Genomic DNA, 22,557 nt, shown 5'->3' with positions numbered 1-22,557 from the left:
ACAAGCAGTCAATTAGGGTCTTGAGGCTTTGTTTAATGAGTTGATATCCAGTATACCTAGAGTGAAAAATAAAGTGTTTAAAAAAACACCTACTCACAAAGCCAAAACAGGGAAAGAAAATGAAAACCAAAAAGTCACTTATAATAAGCTTCGTCAGCGCTTGCGTATTCTTCTTGAGCGCATGTCAGAGCACCTCTGGCGGCGATGACAAACTTGGCTGGGGAACAAGAGCTATTATCTGTACTGGTGGTGGTATCGCTGGCGCCTATGTGGGTAAAAAACTTGCTGAGAAATTCTTTGAGAAAACAGACCGCGTGTATTCAGCAAAAGAAATAGATACTTACACGAAAGGCTTTCAATTGGGCTTGTTTCTAACCTTTTGTAAGCTTGCTGACTATGCTGGCAACACGATATATAAAAAGCTGTCCGAAGAAGGCGAAAAGCGACGTCGTGAACAGGTGCTTCAGGCTGCTTCTTCTGCACAAGTGACTACTTATGAAGATCCGAGCAACCCTAACCTGAGAGGAACGGTAAAACCGATTAAAACCTATGCTGAGAGTGCGCTAAACAGAGAGTGCGTTGATATTGAAGATACTTTGGTTGACGGCAGTAGCTCTGAAAGTGTTTATGTTAAGTATTGTAGAAGCTTACCAAACGGTCCATACCAACCGGTCACTGTGTAATAATATGCTTCGCTTTGTCATTTTTCTCGGCTTAAGTTTGTGCTTTGCGAACTACGGTAATGCCGCCAACATAAGTGTTGAAACCAAAAATGGTCGCCAAGTCTTAATATACAATGGCGCAGTAGAATCGGGCGATGCAAAACGGGTTCGATACTTTCTTCGCAACCGGCGTGTTGATGAGGTCTGGTTGAAATCTGGCGGCGGTGTGCTCATGGAAGGTGTTCAGATAGGTTTATACTTAAGAGAAGCTGGCACGATGGTTAAGGTAAAAAGCGGCGATTCTTGCGCTAGCTCATGCACAGTGGCTTTCTTAGGTGGATTGATCAGGACTATAGAACGTGGTGCTAAATATCAAGTACATGCATATTCTGGTGTTCTCTATGGCATTCCGCGCAGACGAGGCGAGTCACAAGCGCAACTTGAGCAAAGAGTACTCTCCAACCCGCAAGCCTATTTGCAGGCTGTCGCCAAAGAGCAAATGCGTCAAAAAGGAGTAAGTTGGGCGAGTCGACTATTTGTGTATTACCGGCTAATGATACAACCCGCACCTCGAGCAAGGCTTTACTCTATTTCAAATTCAAGCGAAGCAAATGGTATAAAGCGAGCTCTTGCTAGGTATGGAGACAGAGCCCTCCAGCTATACCTGGAAAAGCAAATGCCTGTCGATGTTGCCCGCATTCAAAAAGAAGGTATCAGCGCAGCGCACGAAATTACAATGCGCCTTGAGCGCGATGCAATGCAAAACATGTTAGTTGGTTTGAATGCTCTCAATGATCAGAACATGCTTAAAAGACGTGCTCCAGAAGCGATAAGGATACTTAAAATTATGTTTGAAAGCCGTATCCTAGCCACCAGCGATCTTAGCCTTGAAACGCTCTCAGAATATGGATTTACTAATGTACCAATACCGAACTAAACATCGCGGACGTAAAGTAGCGGCGGCAATACTGTTCAGTTGCTTAATGTTAGCAAGCTGCGTCAGTACAGAGCTTAATAGTCAACTCGGCACGGAAGTGGTAGGTAAAGGGTCACAGATAGAATTTACATGGGATGCAGATCACCCCTTTGCGCAGCAGTACGCAAGACAAAACATAGTGCTTGTCGCCGAATATCTTGAACTTGACCAAAGTGGGCGTTCAAAGCCAGTAAGGCAAGTATTGTCACGCTCAAATAACCAATTTGCAGAAATACGCAAGAAAGTATTTTCCTTACCCCCTCAATTACGCTCTATCCCAGCTTCATCAAACGTCTGTCTTTATTTACAAATGAATCGCCAAGCGATACCTCTTCGAAATGCAGGCAAGTTCGATACCGCTCGTTTTAAGTATGCTGAATGGTCACAACTTGTCGCTACCAGCACTGGTCGGCGCTTATTATCTCAAGACATCGCCACAGCGGAACGCAACTTAGCAATAGCAGAGCGTAATTTGGAAACGTCCTTGAATCAACAAAACCAATCCATTGACGACTTCAACCAACAACTTGCATCTGAAAATCTTGCACAAGCAATAACCATATACGACGCAAGTGATTGCAAAAACATCACAGTCGCGGCAACAGAACAAAGTAAACCTTTCGACGTTCTCGAAATAGAGCAGCATTTACCCACAGCCCTTAATGTGTGTGCCGCTCGCGCATTTAATAGCGTTCGCTTTGCTGAAGCGATAGCTAAACAGGAAATACCCTCCGTACGACTGCTACCTTCGATTATAAAACTCAACAAAACAAACCTCGATGCATTAATCGAGAGATTAGATAGCCAGCGCAAGCAGCAATTACAAATCTTTACTCAATCGTTTTTACGCTTCGTGCAAAATACAAACTCAAACTTCAAGCCCGAAATAGGTAGTCGTAACGACCTGCTTCCAGTGAGTGCTTATACCTATCAAAGACAAGATGCTGTTTTGAGGTCACTGAGCGCTAGTCAGGTTGCAAATGAAGCCCAACTAACGCTCGGCGTAGAAGTTGTCAGTAATGAACTTGAGGAATTTAAAAGCTGTGTAGTAGAGGGACAGCAACAGTTAAAAACGAAATATGAAGCTTGGCAAAAACGCCTCGCTTCAAGCCCGAACAGAATTGATGCCAAAACTCAGTTTATTGTACAAAAGTGTGAAAGCATGTTTACTGACAATCAACAGCGGCTACGTCAATTTAAACAGCAAGAAGAAGCCGCAGATGAAACCTTAACGAAGTTGCAAGCTCGCTTCGACCAACTTGGCTTAGCACCGAACCTGCCTACTCAGTCAGCAGCGCTAAACGAGCAAGTTTGCAGCCTATCGTCATCGCCCTAGATTAAAAAAGTAGACTATTTCTTAGTTGGCTTTTGCTCAATGATCACATCAGCGTATGAGCGTAGTTTCTTCTTCTTTCGGATTGCCGCAAATGGATCTTCAGTGGACTTGTTCTTGCTAACACTCTTTGTCTCTCGCTCAGCCGAGGTCGCTTTATCTGAACGAGATTGACTATCCGACGATAAGCTCGCTTTCCATCTTATGATTTTTTTTAAAGCCGAGTTAGATTGCTCCGACTCAATCTGCTTTTGTTGCTTTTTATATTTATTAAACAAGTGATTACAGGTAAGGAAAACCCCAATACTCAGCGCCCAAATAGCCCACTTCACTGCAAAAGATAGCCCTATGTTTGTGGGGTTTTCTTGAAGCTCGTTATAACGAAGATAATCATCATGCACTTGTCCCACTACGAATATAAACGCGACGAGTAAGATGAGACTAATGATAAAGAATTTGTACTTTCGCCACAGTAAACCACTTAATATAATGTTGATAATTTTATTCATGACTTACCCAAAAATACCGATACCTAGCACAGCAAGCACTGCCAGTATCCCTTTTTCTTTAATGGTAGAATAAATCTTGGCTTCTTCTTCCTGAACAATCACTTCCAGCTGTTCTTCGCTGAAATCTTCTGGGTTCTTTTGGGCCAACACGATGCGTGTCTCAGCACGCGATATCGCTTTATCACGGATCGCATCTTTGAACTTTGTGTTTACTTTCTTAAATGGGTTCACTCATTTACCTCTCGTTGAAACACGATTATACATACACTTCTGCCATTTTACCCATATCCTTCGTTTCATAATGTTTCATTGCGAAAAAAGATGGTATCGTACAAAACATACACTTAAGACCATCACAAATGAGCTCAATATGCTAAATCAGATCCGCGAGAAAGCCGCTAAACCAATGACGCTATTATGCTTATTCAGCGCTGGGCTGTATTTGCTGCTCGGACAAGCGGCTTTAGCAAAGAGTGATTCATTGGTACTGCCAGAATACGTTTACACAGCGCACGCTGATCCGCTTCAGCAAGCAAAAGATACGCTACAAAAAGCAAAAAAACAGAATAAACTAGCCTTACTCGTCCTTGGCGCAGAGTGGTGTCATGACAGTGTTGGCCTAGCAAGCAACTTCTCTAAACCAGAAATGCAAACAATCTTAGCAGCACAATATGAAACAACGTTCATTGATGTCGGCTACTTGGAAGACAGACGAGATGTTACGAACTTTGTCGGCTACCCTAACTATTTTGCGACGCCTACCGTACTGATTGTGAATCCAGATACCAATGACGTCATAAATGTGCAAAGCCTTAGAACGTGGCAAAGTGCTTATAGCGTTGAATTTGACGAGTATATTTCGCATTTCTCTCAATGGAAAAAAGAAAGTGTGACCGCGGGAACAAGCACCGATACTACGTCTGCTTCAAATGATGCACTTGCGTTGTTCGAGAAACAGCAGAGCGCGCGTCTGCAAGACGCTTACAAAATACTCGGGCCTATGCTTGAAGCGAGTGATGATGTGCGAGCGAATAAAGATACCGAACTTGCTGCCAACTACGATAAAGATACATTTTATGCACTTTGGGACGAAGTGAAAGTCTTTAGAACCTCTGTGCAAAAGAGCATCCATGAAATGCGTAATCAGACCACCCTCGATACTAAAACAGTGAAAAAATTAAACGCGAGTGCTCCGCAAAAGCAATCATGGGAATGAACGACTCTCCTTTAACAGGACGCAAATTTGTGGACTTATAAGCAATTAGTCTGACTTATTTAAAACAAACTCATATAAGGCGCGTTTTCCAGTTGATAATCATGCATAACTTGGATACCATTCACGCACTTAAACAAATTAGACAATCATGACTATTACAAATTTCGGCCACCATCATCACGTAAACGCATAACCTTTCAGGTTCGTGCTGGAAGGGTATTGTTTCCTTTCCATGGCCATTTAGAAATTTGAAGCCCTCGGAAGGAAACTTTCGGGGGTTTTTTGTTTGCTTAGGCAAGCCAAAACTGAGTTTTAGTAGTAATACTTTAAAAAAAATGTAAAAGGAAGAAGTAATGAGCGATAGCAAAAGACTGAAAATAGCAGTGCAGAAGAAAGGTCGCCTTAGCGACGATAGCATTGCCTTATTGAAAGCCATCGGCATCAAATTGCAAATAAGAGATCGATTATTGATAGCTCATTCAACTAACCAGCCAATTGACCTCTTGTTAGTGCGCGATGACGACATCCCAGGTTTGGTTATGGATGGCGTAGTCGACATGGGTTTTATCGGTGAAAATGAACTGGAAGAGAAGATGTTAGAACGCCAAGCATCCAAACGTCCAGCAGAGTTTCAAACACTACGACGCCTTGACTACGGCGGCTGTCGTTTATCTATCGCGATACCGAACGAAATGAAATATACCGGTATCGAATCCTTAAATGGTACCAAAGTAGCAACGACTTACCCCTACCTTCTTGAGCGCTATTTTACTGAGCAGAATATCGATGCTAGCGCAGTCATGTTGACGGGCTCGGTTGAAGTTGCTCCGCGCGCTGGAGTTGCGGATGCTATTTGTGACCTCGTATCGACAGGTGCGACATTAGAAGCTAATGGTTTGCGTGAGCAAGAAGTTATTTTCGAGTCAAAAGCGGTATTGATTCAAAAAGCTCAGCCTTTGAGCGAAGACAAGCAAGCATTGATTAATCGTCTATTACCTCGCATCGACGGTGTTATGCAAGCCAAAGAAAGCAAATACATTATGCTTCATGCGCCAAAAGCGTATTTGGAACAAGTGAAAAGCTTGTTACCAGGAGCCGAGGACCCGACAGTACTGCCATTAGCTGGTAATGAAGAAGCGGTCGCTATTCATGTCGTCAGCGCCGAAACACTGTTTTGGGAAACGATGGAAAAGCTAAAAGCCCTAGGTTGTAGCTCCATCTTGGTAATGCCAATTGAAAAAATGATGGGGTAAGAGTCATGTCGTCGCAATCAATTATTGAATGGGGCACTTTAAGCACGCAAGCACAAGCCGACGCGCTTAGCCGTCCGGCAATGAAGGACAGCGTATTGCTGCGTGATACTGTGACTAAAATAGTCAGCCAAGTTCGCGAAAACCAAGACAGTGCTGTACTGGCGTATACCAAAGAATTTGATGGTGCTGAGTTAAGCTCATTGCGTTTAGATCCAGATTTGATCGAAAACGCGGAGAGCGAAATCAGTGACGCTGTAAAGTCAGCAATTGATACGGCTTATGCCAACATTAAGTGCTTTCATGAGGCACAGCGTCCCCAAGACATTCGGATTGAAACGGCACCTGGTGTGATCTGCGAACAAAAGCATGCCGCACTAGAAAAAGTAGGCCTTTATATCCCTGGTGGGAGTGCGCCTCTACCTTCTACTGTACTCATGCTAGGCGTGTCTGCTCAAGTTGCAGGGTGCGAGTTACCTATTCTTTGTACTCCACCATCACCGCAGGGTGTTATCGCTGCCGAGATTCGCTATGCTGCAAAGAAATGTGGCATTCAACACATTTATCTTTGTGGCGGCGCTCAAGCTATTGCTGGCATGGCATTTGGTACCGAGACTATTCCTAAGGTAGATAAAATATTTGGTCCGGGTAATAGCTTTGTGACAGAAGCCAAACAACAAGTCAGTCAGGCACTAGGTGGCGCAGCTATTGATATGCCAGCTGGCCCTTCAGAAGTTTTGGTCATTGCCGACGCAAATGCAAATGCAGCATACGTTGCCGCAGATTTATTGTCACAAGCTGAGCACGGCGCCGATTCACAAGCCGTTTTAGTGTGTGATAACCAAGCACTTATCGAACAGGTACAACAACAAGTCTTGTTACAGCTCGCTCAATTGTCTCGTCGAGATATTGCTGGGCAAGCTGTTGAGCATAGTCGTTACATCCTAACAGCCGATATTGAACAATCAGTAGAGGTCAGCAACGCTTATGCTCCGGAACACTTGATTGTGCAAACGGATAACGCCAGAGAGTTACTCGCGCCCCTAAAACACGCAGGCAGTATTTTCGTAGGCGCATATTCGCCTGAATCAGCCGGCGATTACGCTAGCGGTACTAACCACGTATTGCCTACCTATGGTTATGCGCGGAATTACTCTAGTTTAGGCTTACTTGACTTTATGCGTCGCTACACGGTTCAAGAACTTAGCTATGATGGCCTGAATAACATTGGCCAGGCGATTATGGATTTAGCTGACGCTGAAGGACTTGATGCTCACAGAAACGCGGTTAAAGTGCGCCTTTCGAACATTAACGAGCAAAGTCGTTCGGGAGAAAACCCATGAGCGAGTGGCTTGAAGCACTTACCGTTAACTATGTAAATGAATTGACTCCTTATGAATCTGCGCGTCGTTTATTTGCTGGCTCTGGCGCTGACGCAAAACAAGTGTGGATGAATGCGAACGAGTCGCCGTTCCATCGTGACTATGAAATCGATACAGCAATATTCAATCGTTATCCCGACTGTCAACCGGACACTGTCGTCAACGCGTATGCTGACTATGCAGGTCTCAAGCCTGAACAAACACTAGTGACACGTGGCGCTGATGAAGGAATCGAATTGGTAATTCGCGCTTTTTGCGAGCCAGGCCAAGATAGCATTCTTATTTGTCCACCAACCTATGGCATGTATGCGATAAGTGCTCAAACCTTTAATGTGGGTGTAGAACGCGCGCCATTGCTTGCAGACTTTAGCGTAGATATCGACGCTGTATTGTCATATGTCGGTAAAGTAAAAGTTGTCTTTATTTGTTCACCGAATAATCCAACTGGAACGAGCGTCCCTCAAGAAGATATCGTAAAAGTACTCGCCGCTTATAAAGACAAAGCAATCATTGTACTTGATGAAGCTTATATCGAGTTTGATAGTGAACAAACACAAAGCCAATTGTTAGCGCAGTACCCTAATTTAGTATTACTAAGAACGCTATCCAAAGCCTTTGCGCTTGCTGGTTTGCGCTGCGGGTTCACCCTTGCGTCACCAGATATTATTCAAACCTTGCTCAAAGTGATTGCGCCCTACCCGATCCCAGCGCCAGTTGCGCAGATAGCGGGTCAGGCATTACAGTCGAGAAATCTAAGTGCGGTAGCTAAAGATGTTGAGTTCTTAAAAACTGAGCTATCGCAATTACAAGCCGCACTGAGTAAGGTCGGTGACATTCAAATCGTAGGTGATATTAAAGCCAACTTTGTATTGTTCAGAACCCAGAAAAAGAACGAATTAATGAAGCACCTTGTTGACAACAAAGTACTCATACGCGACCAATCAAAACAAATTGCGCTAGAAAACTGTCTCCGAATTAGTATTGGTGACAAAGCTCAAAATCAAACATTATTAGCATTAATTACTGCATTTTTTGCTAACGAGGCAAAGTAACATGACCCAAGAAGCTATTCTTTTTATCGACCGTGACGGCACTCTTGTTGAGGAACCAGCAATCGACAAACAACTCGACAGCTTAGAAAAGCTCGTTTTCGAACCGAATGTCATACCTGAACTGCTCAAGCTTCAAGCCGCTGGTTTTAAACTTGTGATGGTATCCAATCAAGACGGCTTGGGCACGGACAGTTTCCCCAAGGCAAACTTCGATCTAGCTCATAATGCCATGATGAACGTGTTCACCAGTCAAGGTGTGCACTTTGATGATGTACTGATATGCCCTCATTTTGACGAAGACAATTGTACCTGCCGAAAGCCAAAACTTGGTTTGGTCAAGGACTATTTGCAACAAGGTAAAGTTGATTTTACACGCTCGTTTGTCATCGGCGACCGCGATACTGATATTCAACTTGCTGAAAACATGGGGATTGTGGGGATTAAATATGACCCAAGCAATAATAATTGGCCTATGATCACCCAAAGTTTACTAGTCACTGAGCGCACTGCTGAAGTAGTCAGAACCACCAGCGAAACCGACATCAAAGTGAAGGTCAACTTAGATAGTAAACAAAAGCCAGAAATCCACACTGGCTTGGGTTTCTTTGACCACATGCTCGATCAAATCGCCACGCATGGTGGTTTTTACTTAAACGTGAGTGTCGACGGTGATCTGCATATCGATGACCATCATAGCGTAGAAGACACTGCCTTAGCCTTGGGTGAATGTTTAAAGAAAGCCTTGGGCGACAAGCGCGGTATTGCGCGTTTTGGTTTCGCATTACCAATGGATGAGTGCAGAGCAGAATGCATCATGGACATTTCAAATCGTCCGCACCTTAAGTTTGATGCTGAGTTTACGCGTGAATCTGTTGGTGATATGGCGACCGAAATGGTGCCGCACTTCTTCTATTCGATTGCGCAAGCCATGGGCCTGTCATTGCACTTGTCTACGACGGAAGGTAACGCACATCATCAAGTTGAAAGTCTGTTTAAAGTATTTGGCCGTGCTTTGCGACAAGCAATCACCAAGCAAGGTGATGCACTGCCGAGTACCAAAGGAGCGTTATAGTGGCAAACTCCTTAGTTATTGTTAATACGGGTTGTGCCAATATTTCCTCGGTCAAGTTTGCGTTTGAACGTTTAGGAACGCAAGTAGAGGTTTCAGATGATACTGCGGTTATCGCGAAAGCCCAGCGCGTTCTTTTACCCGGAGTGGGTGCTGCTCCGGCCGCAATGTCTAGCATTCGTAGCAAAGGCTTGGTCACTTGCTTACAAAACCTGACTCAGCCAACTTTAGGCGTCTGTTTAGGTATGCAATTGATGGTCTCTGATTCTGAAGAAGGTGAATTTGGTAAAACAGATTTGACCGCTTGCTTAGATCTCATCCCTGGTCGTGTACAACGCATGCAAGTGGGTAACTTGCGCTTGCCTCACATGGGTTGGAATCGGGTGACGAGTAAATATGACAACCCCTTATTTGCTGATATTCCTGATGGCGAGCACTTTTATTTTGTACACAGTTTCGCGGTTGAAGACTATGCACATACTCTTGCGACTTTCCGGTATGATTCAAGAATAGATGCGCCTAATTTCTCAGCAGCTATCCATCGCGATAACTTTTTTGGCGTACAGTTTCACCCTGAACGTTCAAGCGATGCTGGTGCTCAACTACTTAAGAACTTCATTCAGTTGTAAAGGACAGATATGATCATTCCCGCGATAGATTTAATTGAAGGAAAAGTGGTTCGTCTATATCAAGGCGATTACGAACAAACTACAGAGTACAAACTCGACCCTATTGATGTTGTCAATCAATATGCTGATGATGGTGCGCAATGGCTGCATATTGTCGACTTAACGGGTGCCAAAGACACTGCGAAACGTCAACTTCAGCTCATTTCAGATATGGTAGCAACCAAGCGAATGAGATTTCAGAGCGGCGGCGGTGTGCGCACCAAAGCAGATGTACAAGGTTTATTAAACGCTGGGGTTGAGAGAGTTGTCATTGGTTCATTAGCAGTTACACAACCTGAGTTAGTCGAAGCTTGGATGCAAGAATTTGGTCCTGAGCACATCGTTCTCGCTCTTGATATCAATATTGATGAACAAGGTAACAAATTCGTTGCAACTCACGGATGGCAGAAAGACTCTGGCGTATCTATCGAAACACTTATTAAGCGTTACTCTAAAGTCGGTTTACAACACGTTTTGTGTACGGATATTAGTCGAGATGGTACGCTACAAGGTGCTAATGACAGTCTTTATTCAGAAGTTGCTAAGCAGTTTCCAGACATTCAGTGGCAAGCGTCAGGCGGTATTGGAAACCTGAAAGATATTGAAGTATTAAAACCCACAAATGTGGCTGGTGTTATTTTAGGAAGGGCCTTGCTGGAAGGCAAGTTTACTGTGAAAGAAGCGATTGCCTGTTGGCAAGATTAGTCACGCCATAGAGCGAAATGATGGGCAGGGCAACTCGCCTATTGTTAGTGGGCTTAAATCACGTAAAATAGCGGCTTATAAAATAAGTAGAATTTGGCAGTTAGCCAACAACAAGTATTAGGAATTAAACATGGCAGTGTTCGGTACGGTTTTTATGCCAGAAATGGCTATAACCACATTTGAAAATGATACATGGAGCGAGACGAAGTTTGTCTCCTCCGAAAGCATTCCAATGCATCCTGGCGCGCATGTCCTGCATTATTCGAGCACTTGCTTCGAGGGTTTAAAAGCATTTCGCCATGATGATGGCGGTATTTATGTGTTTAGAATGGACCAAAACCTGAATCGTTTCGAACAAAGCAGCCAGTTATTGAACTTGCCAGCGATAGACAAAGCACAAGTTGAACAAATGATTTTGAGCATTGTTGGTCAGTATGCGAGTGATGTACCTGAACCTCCGGGCTCAATGTATATTCGCCCTACGCATGTGGGTACAGAAGCTTCCATTGGAAAAGCTGCGGCTCCCTCTCTTACATCTTTGCTATACGTATTACTGTCACCGGTTGGCGATTACTTTACAGGTGGCGCAAAGCCTCTACGATTATTACTTGATGAAACCGGGATGCGCTGTGCACCGCATATGGGCATGATCAAAAGTGGTGGTAACTATGCTAGTGCTCTAGGCCCTATTTTAGCAGCACGCAGCGAAGTACAAGCGGATCAGATATTATTCTGTCCAAATGGTGATGTACAAGAAACTGGCGCAGCTAATTTCATTCTGATTGACGGCAATGAAGTCATCACCAAAACTTTAGATTCTAGCTTCTTACACGGCGTAACAAGAAGCTCAATCCTCACCCTAGCTGCGGATTTAGGCATGACCGTTAGTGAACGCAATATCAGCGTAGACGAATTATTAGAACGTGCAGCAAAACCTGGGGTCGAAGCGGCCTTATCCGGCACGGCAGCTGTGTTAACCCCAGTCGGCACATTCATTCATAACGATAAAGAATATCAAGTTGGCAATGGTGAAGCGGGTCCGACAACGCAGAAGTTGAGACAAGCACTGAATGATATTCAATGGGGCAAAGCCCCTGACAAGCATAATTGGTTAGTAAAGGTAAAATAAGAATCAATAGTTAAATACTAAAACCAGAAAAGAAGAGTTATTCATGCTTGCAAGAAGAATTATACCCTGCCTAGACGTTCGCGATGGTGTCGTGGTCAAAGGCGTCAAATTTCGCAATCACGAGATCATAGGCGATATCGTGCCATTAGCTCAACGCTACGCGAAAGCCGGCGCTGATGAATTGGTATTTTATGATATTACAGCCTCTAGTGACCAACGAGTGGTTGATAAAAGCTGGGTATCTAAAATTGCCCAAGTTATCGATATTCCGTTCTGTGTCGCCGGCGGCATCAAAACTGTAGAAGATGCAGGTAGAATTCTTGAGATGGGTGCAGACAAGATATCTATTAACAGTCCTGCGCTGACAAACCCAAACCTGATCAAAGAGCTACATGACACTTTTGGTCAGCAGTGTGTGGTTATTGGTGTTGATAGTTTTTTTAATGAAAAAACTCAACAGTACGAAGTTTACCAATTTACTGGGGACGAAACCCGCACGCAAAAAACCAGTTGGCAAACGCTAGATTGGATAAAAGAAGTCCAAACGAAAGGCGCTGGTGAAATCGTACTTAACTGCATGAACCAAGATGGCGTGCGTAAGGGTTACGATATCAAACAACTAGCAGCAGTGAGAGAGGTTTGTCACGTACCTTTGATTGCCTCCGGCGGTGCCGGTGAAATGCAACACTTTGCTGATGTATACAAACAAGCTGATGTAGATGGTGCACTAGCGGCTTCAGTATTCCACAAATCTATAATCGACATACCTGAATTAAAGGCCTGGCTGTCTCAGCAAGGTATAGAGATGCGTTCATAAAACGACTCTCAAAAGGACATATTATGAAAATAACACAAGATAATGTTGCACAGCTTGCATGGGAAAAAATGGATAATTTACTCCCAGCCATAATACAAGATGCTCACACTGGCAGAGTATTAATGCAAGGTTACATGGATCAGGCAGCACTCAATCATACCTTGAGCTCTGGGAAAGTTACCTTTTTCAGCCGATCTAAGCAACGCCTTTGGACAAAAGGTGAAACCTCCGGCAATACTCTTGATTTAGTGGATATTTCTGCAGATTGCGACTTTGATTCTATATTGGTCCTCGCGAATGCAAATGGCCCTACCTGCCACACTGGTGCAACGACCTGTTGGTTTAACAGTGAAGCACCGACTATGACCTTCATCGCTGAACTAGAAAATGTATTGGCTGAACGCAAAGACGCCGATCCATCGACAAGTTATACTGCTCAGTTGTACAGTAAAGGGATTAAACGAATTGCGCAAAAAGTAGGTGAGGAAGGCGTTGAAACTGCACTAGCAGCTACTGTTCAAGACTTAGAAGAGTTAAAGAATGAATCAGCCGACCTACTCTACCATTTGATTGTATTGCTACAAGCGAGCAATTTATCTTTAAATGATGCGATTGATGTACTGAAAGCTAGACATAAATAAGGCATCGCTATAAAACGACAAAGGCGGCACAGATAACTGGTCGTCTTGTTGCATTTTACATTACTGTTTTATTAGTTTTGAAATACTGCTCAGAGTAAACAAACTTTCTCGATACAACAGATTCATCGCGCTATTTAATAATGAACTTTAAGTAGAATTTGACCGTTTTATAAGTCATACCAATAATTTTTAAAGCGCACCCGCAATATGCTAAAACAGACTCCGCACAAGAGTACCATCTCTTCTGTCATCATTTTCCTATCTATTATTTTGCAAAGTTATTCTGCGCTAGCGTTGCAAAAGCCGTTGGAACAGCCCGTACTAGAGGCAACAGAGCTAGATTCTACTTTATCCTTACAAAATATCGCTCTAAAAATAGATAAACGCATTGCCAACATGAAAATACTGGCGAATACCATCGCCAACGATACACATATTCATCAGTGGGTTGACGCTGGGCACCCTGAAGTTCAAGAAAAGATACTACTCGAAAAACTAGCGTACGTTGTAGGAGAATATGAACTGACCAGTGCTTCATTCGCCGACACGCAGAGCAACAAGTACTGGAATCATGAGGGTTTTCTGCGTGTATTGGACCCGAAAATTGATACCTGGTACTTCAATTACCTCGCCAGTAATCAACAAGACTTAATCAGCGTTTATCACGACAAGAACAAACATCGTGTTGATTTGTATGTCAACTATCGGCAAGAGAATGGTCTGGGTTTATCTGGCATAGCAACTTCTTTTGATGGTGTTGTTAGTATGCTCAGTAACTCGGAACTAAACCAGTTTGGCGAACTATTTATTGTTGACAGTTTGGGCAAAATCCAAGTACACAATGACCCTGACATTGCCGGCAGTAGTTCACTGGAAGCAAAGTTTGGTAGCGATATTGCGACGGTATTGTTGCGCAAGCAAGCCGCTAACGAAGTACGACACGAACAAGACAAAAACATGTATCTAGCATCGGCACTGATCCCAAGCATGAGTTGGTTCGTGGTGTTTCAAAGCAAGATTAATCATGTAGACCAGCTACAATGAAAAACGACGCCCCTTTTTATTCTCGCTTGGTTTGCGTAAACGCCCCTAAAAGGCTAAAGTCAAAACATAAACTAAAGTTTAAGTACTGAGAAAAATGGAAAAGAAAAACAATCAATTAGTTTTTCAGGATATTGAAAACCGTTCAAGAAATGGCGCCTTCATTTACGGCGCGGCATGGTTTTTGATCAGTTTTGGTACCGGCTTTATCGACACCGCTCCAGTCGTTTTTTACTCGATTTTATCAGGCTTTGTTATTCTTGGCGCAGGCCGCTTATTGATTACGCAATTAAGAGCTAAAACCAAACTCATTCCATTTAAGTTTTGGGTTGCAAGTATTTATATTAGTGCCGTTGTCCCCGCACTGATGACCAGCATTTTATTCTCACTAAGCTTTGTCAATCCGCTTTTCGAACCTATGTTCAACTATCTATTGATGACCTTATTCGCCATTATTAGCGGTGGATTAGTCAACTTTTCACCCCGTTCGGACCTCTCTTACACGTATTTAACCGCGTTAGTTACTCCGCCCTTTATTACCAGCGCGTTTTTTTCAACGTCCCACTATTTGGAGGGAGCAATGCTTGTTACTTATGGCTTGTTTATGATGGCTTTGAGTAGACGACTAGGACAGGAGTATGAACAACGGGTTAGACAGCAAATAGAGCTTGAACGTATCAATAATCAAGACAGCCTAACGGGTGTTAGCAATCGAAGAGCCTTCGATTATAGGTTCGCACAGGAGTGGAAAACACAAGTACAAGCTAAAGCTCCCTTGTCTTTACTCGTCATTGATATCGACTTTTTTAAAAATATTAATGATACCTTTGGTCATGCAGCGGGCGATGAAGTGATCAAACAAACAGCTAATGAAATTGCGTGTGTATTTAAGCGGCAATCTGATGATGTTGCTCGAATTGGCGGTGAAGAATTTGCTGTTATTGTGCCAAATACTGCGCACTACTTGGTTGTTCAGCTAGCTGAAAAAATCCGTAGAAAAGTGGAAAAAGCACCTATTGAATTTGATGATGAACATCTTTCAGTTGAAGTCAGCATAGGAGTGGCAACTTGCATTCCTAAGGAAGAAACAACCACAGAGCTATTATTCAAACACGCTGATAGCTGTTTATACAAGGCCAAAAACACAGGCCGTAATCGCGTTATCGCAGAAGAAATAGTATAATTCGAGTCAAAAAATAAAATTTTTTAATTTATATTTTTCATAGACTTATATGAAAAATTTAATTTTTCATATAAAACTTTCTTGAAATTCAAGGTTCCATACCTACATCTATATTGTGAACGCCGAAAGGGTCACAAAAACCGCCGCCGATTAATCGGGGCAAATTATTAAAAACATATTGCTTAAATGAAAAAGGATATGACTATGCGTACTATCGATCTATCTCCACTTTACCGTTCTTTTATTGGTTCAGACCATCTCGCATCTATGATAGATGCCGCAGCCCGGAACGAGAAACAAAATACATACCCTCCATACAACATTGAGCTGTTGGAAGAAGACAAATACAGAATTACCATGGCAGTAGCTGGCTTTTCAAAAGAGAACGTCGTTATCGAAGTTCAGGAAAACACCCTACTGGTCAGTGGTAAAAAAGAGCAAGCCCCTGAAGAAAAGAGAAAATTTCTTCATAAAGGAATCTCTGAGCGAAACTTCGAACGGAAGTTCCAACTTGGTGATAACGTAAAAGTGCTGAATGCAGATCTAGAGAATGGTTTGTTACACATTGATTTAGAACGCGTTGTTCCAGAGGCCAAGAAGCCTAGACGGATAGAGATTGGCTCAAACCTAATCGAGAATCAATAGAGGAAAAACAGGTAGCCAAGGTATTCCCTGACCTTGGCTACCCTTTGAGTATTATTGTAAACATGATTGTAAAAATGATAACCATCGCCTTTGCGATGGTTTTTTTATCACTGCAAAAAGAGTTATCGACCCCTTCATAGAGCTTAAAGTGTTTTTGAAACTACCACGAAAATATTCCATACCGACAACGCTAGCAGACTTGCGAAAGTTGCGAGCATACCGCTTACTCGTCCCCAACTTGGCCCTGACTTAGTGATAAGGCCAAAAGCATGGGCAATTCTTCCATATAGAAGAAGCGCACCGCAAATGTGCAGGAAAACATCAGCGAAAGAGGTAAGCTCGCCTATCGCAAGCAATATCAAACATAGTGGAGCATACTCTGCAAAATTGGCATGAGCCCTAATTGCTTTCTGCAAGTCATCTATATTTCCATCACCTAAACTAATTGCATTTCGTCTTCTTGCTTTCACTACTTGAAAAGATAAAAAGAGAAAAAACAAGCCTAATAAACCCGCATACAAACCAGTAATTTGTAAGTTCATAATGTAAAACACTTCCCAATAAATGACAGTTAACCTGAGCGAGAGCCTATACTAATTGGCCAACAAAATGAAATAAAGTAAGGACTTATCATCAATTATTGTGTTAGTTTGATTGAATTGCTACATTAATTATCTGCAAATAAATTGTTTGCGAGTTCAAAGCTCTAGGTTCATTGTAAAAATTAGCACCACATTAAGTGTGCAAGTTTAACTAAGGTATAGGAGAGTAGAATTGAGTCATTTGTTTAGATTGGGCGTCATACTTGTCGTCGTTTGGCTACTACTATCCGGCATGTATGAGCCTTTAATGCTAACTTTTGGAGCCTTCTCTGTCCTTATCTCATTATGGTTAACAAAGCGCATGCTGCGCATTGACCAAGAGCAATACACCTTCTTTGTGACCATCAGCTTAGTCAAGTTTTTATTCAAACTGTTCTACAAGATCATTCTATCTAATATTGATGTCACACTGAGAGTGCTAGGTATTAGGCCAGTTCAATCAACTTTTATTACTATTGATATGCCCTACGACAATGATGTAGCGAAAGTGGTATATGCGAATGCAATAACACTCACACCTGGCTCTGCGAGTATTGCCCTATCTGACCACACTTTGCTTGTGCATACTATCAGCGAGCAAGGCGCTCAAGATTTAGCTGATGGCGATATTTTGAATATCATGCCTGCCCAATATCAAGTTAAAACCGTAGAGAACAATAGTTAATGACCGAATATTATTTAGTAGCAGGATTAGCCATTCTTATCGCTATGGCGCTGGGTGTTTGCAGAGCCTTGCTTGGACCAACCGTCTTCGACCGAATACTTGCCGTCAACTTGTTCGGGACCAAAGCGGTATTGTTAGTTGCCATCTATGCTTTTTTCTCCGGTCGACATGACTTGCTTGATATTTCTCTGTTGTACTCATTGCTGAATTTTGTGGGGGTTATCGCCGCTTTGCGTCTAGTCGAACGCGGAAAGTTTTTTGCCAACAGCAAAGAGGAACTGCAAGACCAGGGCTTGACCAAAGAAGATGTTCCTAAAGTACAGGAGAAACATGATGCTTGAGATAGTTGGCTTTATTCTCATTGGAATAGGTTGTTTTCTTGGCGTAGTCGGCGCATTTGGGCTAATTCGATTACCGGACATGTATGCTCGCTTGCATGCAGTTGGGATCACTGACACCCTTTGTTCTTTCCTCATACTGAGTGGTTTAGCTTGTCACGCAGACTCAGTTAACGTGATTGCGAAGTTAGTTCTCATCTTTTTATTCCTATTATTCACAAGTCCAGTTTCTTCCTATGCCTTAGCAAATAATGCATGGCGTTGGGGCTTAATACATAATCAAAAAATCCATGTGACTCCTGCCCACTCTGATAAGGAGCAAAAATGAGCCTTGTCGTTAATTTAGTCCTTTTAGTTTTTTTGTTGGTCATGGCGCTAGCCGTGCTGAAAACAGGGCACTTGTTCGCTATGGCAATGTTATTTGGCCTGTATAGTTTACTTGTTGCTGGCTTATTCGTTGTGCTTGACGCGCCGGATGTTGCCTTCACTGAAGCTGCCGTGGGAACAGGTATTTCAACCGTGCTGATGCTGGTAACCCTGGCTTCTACAAAAAGTGGACATGAATTAGTGTCTAGGCAGAAATCACGGGCAGCACCCTTAATTATCTGTGTGGTAATGGGTGGCCTATTGATTTACGGAACTCATGACCTTGCTGAACTCGGCGACGGTGCCAGTGCCCCTCACAGAGAAGTCGCTGCAAGATACATCGAAAAAGGACAAGAGGAAACCGGTGTGCCTAACCTGGTTACGGCTGTTTTAGCAAGTTATCGAGGTTTTGATACATTGGGAGAAGTCACCGTTGTATTGACTGCGGGCATAGGTGTATTGATGCTACTAGGTGCCAGAAAAAAAATCCGAGTAAAGGAGGTATCAAATGTCAAATGATCTCATTTTACGCGTCGTCACCAAATGGCTCTCTCCTATTATTATTTTATTCGCATTGTACGTGCAGTTCCATGGCGACTATAGCCCAGGCGGTGGTTTCCAAGCAGGGGTTATCTTTAGCTCGGCGATCCTTTTATATGCATTAACCTACGGTTTGGACGCTGCTTTACAGCTCATCCCTGAATGGGTGTTGCGACTTGGCGCTAGCTTAGGTGTGCTCTTATATGGCGGCGTCGGTGTTGTTTCTATGATATTGAGAGGCAACTTTTTGAACTATAGTGTACTCGCCTCTACTGCAATTGCAGGACAACATATTGGCATCATTATCATTGAGCTCGGAGTAGGTCTAACCGTTGCTTCTGTGATGGTGCTATTGTTCTTTACTTTTGCGCGGAGGGTTGCCCCAGAATGATGGAATACATCCTTGGTCATATCAATTACTGGTTGATAGTGGCCGTTATGATGGTCGGTTTATATACTTTGATGAGCCGTTCTAATTTAATTAAGAAGCTAGCAGGCTTAGCCATCTTTCAAACAGCGGTTATTTTGTTTTACGTGAGTTTAGGAAAGGTAACGGGCGGCACCGTTCCCATAGTTGACGATAAATACACTTTGTACTCAAATCCATTACCTCAGGTATTGATGCTAACGGCAATTGTTGTTGGCGTTGCCACGACTGCCCTGGGGTTCGCATTAGTGATCAGAATTAAAGAAGCTTACAACAGTGTGGAAGAATCAGAAATTAACGAAATGGACGAAAAAGAATAATGGAACAACTCACCATTTTACTGATTGTTATTCCATTGATGGTAGCGCCGATTACTGCGTTGATACCATCGGAGAAAATCACTTGGGCTTTGACCTTAATCGTTTCCTCTATATCGCTCCTCATTTCTCTATATATACTGTATGAAGTCAGTGACGGTCGTCATGTCATATATGAATTAGGAGGTTGGCGTCCACCCTGGGGTATCGAATATAAAATTGACTCATTGAATGCATTCATCGCTGTAATAGTCAGTGGTATTGCCTCATTATCATGCCTGTTTGCCTATCGCAGTGTTCCCGACGAGATCGACAAGAAAACTATCCCCTTGTTCTATGCGGCATTTCAACTCTGCTTATTGGGTTTATTAGGCATTGCACTGACCGGCGATATCTTTAATCTTTTCGTATTTTTAGAAATATCGTCACTATCTACCTATGCACTTATCAGCATGGGCAAACATAGAAAAGCACTTACTGCTGCGTTTTCTTATCTTATTTTGGGCACTATCGGTGCAACCTTTTTCTTAATTGGTGTCGGTTTCCTTTTTGCTGCCTCAGGAAGTCTAAATACAGCAGATATTGCTAATCGCTTTCCAAGTTTTGCAGACATGCAATTGGTCGAAACCGCACTCATTTTTATGGTAATGGGAATCGCGCTGAAAGCCGCTATCTTCCCTTTACATAGCTGGTTACCGAATGCTTATGGTCAGGCGCCATCAGCGGTTAGCGTATTTTTATCTGCAACCGCTACAAAGGTCAGTATTTACGTTTTATATCGCATTTTGTTCGACCTCTATCCAATCGATTACTGGGTAGATATGTTGTTACCTCAAATCATGCTCTCGCTTGGGTGTGTGGCTGTCATTTACGGGTCATTTAGAGCTTGGCAACAAGTAGAAATGAAGCGCCTACTCGCATTTTCTAGTGTTGCTCAAATAGGCTATATGGTCATTGGATTGGCACTTATCAATCAACTTGGTTTAACAGCCTCAATTTTACACCTGTTTAACCATGCCATTATTAAATCTACCTTGTTCATAGGAGCTGGTATTTTATTGTATCGCGCTAATACGACTGAACTGCGAAGCCTTCGTGGACTCGGCAAAGATATGCCTTGGACATTTGCTGCAATCACCCTAGCAGGTTTAAGTTTAATTGGTGTTCCTGGAACGGTCGGTTTCGTGACGAAATGGTATCTACTCGAAGCTGCGGTCGAAAAAGGCATGTGGATAGTTGTCGGTACGATAGTCATTGGCTCTGTTTTAGCTATCGCCTATGTCTGGAAAATCATTGAAAACTTATATTTTAGAAGTAAGCGCAAATTGCATATTCAAGATGTACCCAGTGGCGATTCTGGTGTCGCTCGCGCGCCAAGAACAATGACTATCGCACTTTGGATTGGTGCGATTATGTGTATCGTTTTCGGACTGAACACCGAGCTATCTTTTGAAGCTGCCTCGTCAGCTGCCAAAGCTTTGTTAGAGCGATAGGAGCAACAATGACGCAAATTGCTATGACTCATTTACTTATCCTATCTATTCTTGTGCCTATTGTTGGCTCATTAATTATCTCTAGGCTAGACAAGCATGTGAATATTCGAGAGGCGGTGACATTAATTACTGCTGTTCTTTTGCTGCTTATCAACATTGATATCTATTTGAGCTTAGAGCTTAATCATACAGAGGATGTCGCTAACTCTCGTTTTACTTTTGCTGAACCCATTGAAGGCTTAGCGGTTGCATTTTCCGCTACGGCTTTTGGTAGTTTATTCGCTATCATCGCAAGTAGCTTATGGGTTGCCACATCTATCTACGCTATCGGATATATGCGAGGCCATCATGAAAAACACCAAACGCGCTTTTATGTTCTTTTTGCAATTGCAATCGCTGGTGTTATGGCTGTCGCCTACTCTGACAATTTATTCACACTCTTTTTATTCTATGAAATCTTAACAGTCTCTACTTATCCATTAGTCACTCACTCAGGTACAAGAGAAGCACGAAAAGGTGGTAGAACTTATATATTGATTCTAATGGGCTCATCAATCTTATTCTTCCTGCCTGCGATGATAATCACTTGGTTCGTGTCTGGCACATTGAGCTTTCAGGAAGGTGGCATACTCGCTAATAATTTGGATGCGATTTGGGCCGCTCCCTTACTGTTATTGTTCTTATTTGGAATCAGCAAAGCAGGCCTCATGCCTTTGCATAAATGGCTACCTTCGGCCATGGTAGCCCCGACTCCAGTGAGTGCGCTGCTGCATGCTGTTGCAGTTGTAAAGGCGGGTGTTTTCTCCGTCATGAAGATTGTAGTGTTTATTTTTGGTACCGATTTCATTAGCGAAACCGGTGCCAATCATTGGCTTATCTGGTTACCTCTCATCACTATTGTACTCGCCTCCTTTATTGCACTTCGTAAAGACAACCTTAAAGAACGTTTGGCATATTCGACAGTTAGCCAACTGAGTTACATTATATTGGGTGCTTTGCTAGCAAATCAGGCTGGTATCCTAGGCGGCTCTATGCATATTGCGATGCATGCATTTGCAAAAATTTCATTATTCTTTGCTGCTGGTGCGATCCTTGTTGCAACCCATAAAAAGTACGTTAGCCAACTATCCGGCTTGGGTAGAACGATGCCATTTACTTTCACCGTGTTTACAATAGGCACCTTGAGCATTATCGGTTTGCCATTCTTTGGAGGGATGTGGAGTAAGTGGTATCTACTCTCCGGCTCTCTGAGCTTTTCCGGGCCTGAATTCACTTATTGGGCGATTCTAACTGGCTTGGCCATTAGCTCAATACTTAACACTTACTACTTGTTAAGCATTCCAATGACTGCGTTCTTTAACAAACCCAGTCAACCTGAGCAAGGCGAAGAAGGGCACGCAGAAGCAACAGGAATTTCTGAAGCACCTGTTGCGTGTTTAATTGGCATGGCTATACCCACGGTAATTACCTTGTATCTTTTCTTTGATCCACAAGTATTTTTCCGATTAGCTTCAACGCTAACAACCTTGTAA

The 22,557-nt window shown here is 43.0% G+C and carries 27 protein-coding genes; 24 read left to right on the top strand and 3 right to left on the bottom strand.

What is annotated here, in order from left to right; all coding sequences use genetic code 11:
- Window positions 1–119 precede the first annotated feature (119 nt).
- From RM544_RS00225 to RM544_RS00215, 3 genes are read left to right on the top strand one after another with little or no spacing between them, the layout of a single operon-like run.
- Entirely contained in the window at window positions 120–683 is a 564-nt protein-coding gene (locus tag RM544_RS00225; protein ID WP_311359773.1) for a hypothetical protein, read from the top strand.
- Window positions 628–1,599: a hypothetical protein gene (locus tag RM544_RS00220; protein ID WP_311359772.1), complete on the top strand. Its 972-nt coding sequence runs from the start codon at window positions 628–630 to the stop codon at window positions 1,597–1,599. The genes RM544_RS00225 and RM544_RS00220 overlap by 56 nt, the downstream gene beginning before the upstream one ends.
- Entirely contained in the window at window positions 1,580–2,974 is a 1,395-nt protein-coding gene (locus tag RM544_RS00215; protein ID WP_311359771.1) for a hypothetical protein, read from the top strand. Before RM544_RS00220 ends, RM544_RS00215 begins: the two co-directional genes overlap by 20 nt.
- A gap of 14 nt (window positions 2,975–2,988) precedes the next feature.
- Here RM544_RS00215 and RM544_RS00210 read toward each other — a convergent pair whose 3' ends face one another.
- Window positions 2,989–3,480, bottom strand: a complete 492-nt coding sequence (locus RM544_RS00210) for a hypothetical protein (RefSeq protein ID WP_311359770.1) — start codon at window positions 3,478–3,480, stop codon at window positions 2,989–2,991.
- A gap of 3 nt (window positions 3,481–3,483) precedes the next feature.
- Window positions 3,484–3,711 carry a hypothetical protein gene (locus RM544_RS00205; RefSeq protein WP_311359769.1) on the bottom strand — a complete coding sequence of 76 codons (228 nt, stop codon included), beginning with the start codon at window positions 3,709–3,711 and terminating at the stop codon, window positions 3,484–3,486.
- Window positions 3,712–3,850: 139 nt separating this feature from the next.
- Between RM544_RS00205 and RM544_RS00200 the strand changes: the two genes are divergently transcribed.
- The 13 genes from RM544_RS00200 to RM544_RS00140 all read left to right on the top strand — a co-directional run bounded on the left by RM544_RS00200 (window position 3,851) and on the right by RM544_RS00140 (window position 16,278).
- The gene (locus tag RM544_RS00200; protein ID WP_311359768.1) at window positions 3,851–4,696 is read left to right on the top strand and encodes a thioredoxin family protein; all 846 of its coding nucleotides are present in this window, start codon (window positions 3,851–3,853) and stop codon (window positions 4,694–4,696) included.
- Between the two features lie 353 nt (window positions 4,697–5,049).
- Window positions 5,050–5,949: an ATP phosphoribosyltransferase gene (gene hisG, locus RM544_RS00195; RefSeq protein WP_311359767.1), complete on the top strand. Its 900-nt coding sequence runs from the start codon at window positions 5,050–5,052 to the stop codon at window positions 5,947–5,949.
- Between the two features lie 5 nt (window positions 5,950–5,954).
- Window positions 5,955–7,289 (top strand): histidinol dehydrogenase, encoded by a 1,335-nt coding sequence (gene hisD, locus RM544_RS00190; protein WP_311359766.1) that lies wholly within the window; start codon window positions 5,955–5,957, stop codon window positions 7,287–7,289.
- Entirely contained in the window at window positions 7,286–8,380 is a 1,095-nt protein-coding gene (hisC, locus tag RM544_RS00185) for a histidinol-phosphate transaminase (protein WP_311359765.1), read from the top strand. The genes hisD and hisC overlap by 4 nt, the downstream gene beginning before the upstream one ends.
- A 1-nt stretch (window position 8,381) precedes the next feature.
- Window positions 8,382–9,452: a bifunctional histidinol-phosphatase/imidazoleglycerol-phosphate dehydratase HisB gene (hisB, locus tag RM544_RS00180; RefSeq protein WP_311359764.1), complete on the top strand. Its 1,071-nt coding sequence runs from the start codon at window positions 8,382–8,384 to the stop codon at window positions 9,450–9,452.
- Window positions 9,449–10,078: an imidazole glycerol phosphate synthase subunit HisH gene (hisH, locus tag RM544_RS00175; RefSeq protein WP_311360702.1), complete on the top strand. Its 630-nt coding sequence runs from the start codon at window positions 9,449–9,451 to the stop codon at window positions 10,076–10,078. Before hisB ends, hisH begins: the two co-directional genes overlap by 4 nt.
- Window positions 10,079–10,087: 9 nt before the next feature.
- Complete coding sequence (gene hisA / locus RM544_RS00170) at window positions 10,088–10,822, top strand: 1-(5-phosphoribosyl)-5-[(5-phosphoribosylamino)methylideneamino]imidazole-4-carboxamide isomerase (RefSeq protein WP_311359763.1); 735 nt, start codon at window positions 10,088–10,090, stop codon at window positions 10,820–10,822.
- Between the two features lie 130 nt (window positions 10,823–10,952).
- Window positions 10,953–11,951 carry a branched-chain amino acid aminotransferase gene (locus tag RM544_RS00165; protein WP_311359762.1) on the top strand — a complete coding sequence of 333 codons (999 nt, stop codon included), beginning with the start codon at window positions 10,953–10,955 and terminating at the stop codon, window positions 11,949–11,951.
- 43 nt (window positions 11,952–11,994) lie between these two features.
- Window positions 11,995–12,768, top strand: a complete 774-nt coding sequence (hisF, locus tag RM544_RS00160; RefSeq protein ID WP_311359761.1) for an imidazole glycerol phosphate synthase subunit HisF — start codon at window positions 11,995–11,997, stop codon at window positions 12,766–12,768.
- A 23-nt stretch (window positions 12,769–12,791) separates the two neighbouring features.
- A complete protein-coding gene (gene hisIE, locus RM544_RS00155) occupies window positions 12,792–13,409 on the top strand; it encodes a bifunctional phosphoribosyl-AMP cyclohydrolase/phosphoribosyl-ATP diphosphatase HisIE (protein WP_311359760.1) in 618 nt (205 codons plus the stop codon).
- 207 nt (window positions 13,410–13,616) lie between these two features.
- Complete coding sequence (locus RM544_RS00150) at window positions 13,617–14,453, top strand: cache domain-containing protein (protein WP_311359759.1); 837 nt, start codon at window positions 13,617–13,619, stop codon at window positions 14,451–14,453.
- A 94-nt stretch (window positions 14,454–14,547) separates the two neighbouring features.
- Window positions 14,548–15,633 carry a GGDEF domain-containing protein gene (locus RM544_RS00145; protein ID WP_311359758.1) on the top strand — a complete coding sequence of 362 codons (1,086 nt, stop codon included), beginning with the start codon at window positions 14,548–14,550 and terminating at the stop codon, window positions 15,631–15,633.
- Between the two features lie 204 nt (window positions 15,634–15,837).
- A complete protein-coding gene (locus tag RM544_RS00140; RefSeq protein ID WP_311359757.1) occupies window positions 15,838–16,278 on the top strand; it encodes an Hsp20 family protein in 441 nt (146 codons plus the stop codon).
- Window positions 16,279–16,421: 143 nt separating this feature from the next.
- Here the strand turns inward: RM544_RS00140 and RM544_RS00135 are convergent, their stop codons facing one another.
- Window positions 16,422–16,820, bottom strand: a complete 399-nt coding sequence (locus tag RM544_RS00135) for an MAPEG family protein (protein ID WP_311359756.1) — start codon at window positions 16,818–16,820, stop codon at window positions 16,422–16,424.
- Between the two features lie 232 nt (window positions 16,821–17,052).
- On the opposite strand from RM544_RS00135, the gene RM544_RS00130 reads away from it, so the two are divergent.
- The 8 genes from RM544_RS00130 to RM544_RS00095 are packed head-to-tail and all read left to right on the top strand — an operon-like array spanning window position 17,053 to window position 22,557.
- Entirely contained in the window at window positions 17,053–17,544 is a 492-nt protein-coding gene (locus RM544_RS00130) for a Na+/H+ antiporter subunit E (protein WP_311359755.1), read from the top strand.
- Window positions 17,544–17,885: an MrpF/PhaF family protein gene (locus tag RM544_RS00125; RefSeq protein ID WP_311359754.1), complete on the top strand. Its 342-nt coding sequence runs from the start codon at window positions 17,544–17,546 to the stop codon at window positions 17,883–17,885. Before RM544_RS00130 ends, RM544_RS00125 begins: the two co-directional genes overlap by 1 nt.
- Window positions 17,875–18,210 (top strand): monovalent cation/H(+) antiporter subunit G, encoded by a 336-nt coding sequence (mnhG, locus tag RM544_RS00120; protein ID WP_311359753.1) that lies wholly within the window; start codon window positions 17,875–17,877, stop codon window positions 18,208–18,210. Before RM544_RS00125 ends, mnhG begins: the two co-directional genes overlap by 11 nt.
- The gene (locus tag RM544_RS00115) at window positions 18,207–18,767 is read left to right on the top strand and encodes a DUF4040 domain-containing protein (RefSeq protein WP_311359752.1); all 561 of its coding nucleotides are present in this window, start codon (window positions 18,207–18,209) and stop codon (window positions 18,765–18,767) included. Before mnhG ends, RM544_RS00115 begins: the two co-directional genes overlap by 4 nt.
- Window positions 18,757–19,179: a Na(+)/H(+) antiporter subunit B gene (locus tag RM544_RS00110; RefSeq protein WP_311359751.1), complete on the top strand. Its 423-nt coding sequence runs from the start codon at window positions 18,757–18,759 to the stop codon at window positions 19,177–19,179. The genes RM544_RS00115 and RM544_RS00110 overlap by 11 nt, the downstream gene beginning before the upstream one ends.
- Complete coding sequence (locus RM544_RS00105; RefSeq protein ID WP_311359750.1) at window positions 19,176–19,535, top strand: cation:proton antiporter subunit C; 360 nt, start codon at window positions 19,176–19,178, stop codon at window positions 19,533–19,535. The genes RM544_RS00110 and RM544_RS00105 overlap by 4 nt, the downstream gene beginning before the upstream one ends.
- A complete protein-coding gene (locus tag RM544_RS00100) occupies window positions 19,535–21,025 on the top strand; it encodes a monovalent cation/H+ antiporter subunit D family protein (protein ID WP_311359749.1) in 1,491 nt (496 codons plus the stop codon). Before RM544_RS00105 ends, RM544_RS00100 begins: the two co-directional genes overlap by 1 nt.
- 8 nt (window positions 21,026–21,033) lie before the next feature.
- Complete coding sequence (locus RM544_RS00095; RefSeq protein ID WP_311359748.1) at window positions 21,034–22,557, top strand: proton-conducting transporter transmembrane domain-containing protein; 1,524 nt, start codon at window positions 21,034–21,036, stop codon at window positions 22,555–22,557.

Source organism: Brumicola blandensis, from assembly GCF_031846165.1.
GTDB classification, from domain to species: domain Bacteria; phylum Pseudomonadota; class Gammaproteobacteria; order Enterobacterales; family Alteromonadaceae; genus Glaciecola; species Glaciecola blandensis.
Note: the sequence above shows the minus strand (reverse complement) of the source record. Positions and strands in the feature narration are given on the sequence as shown.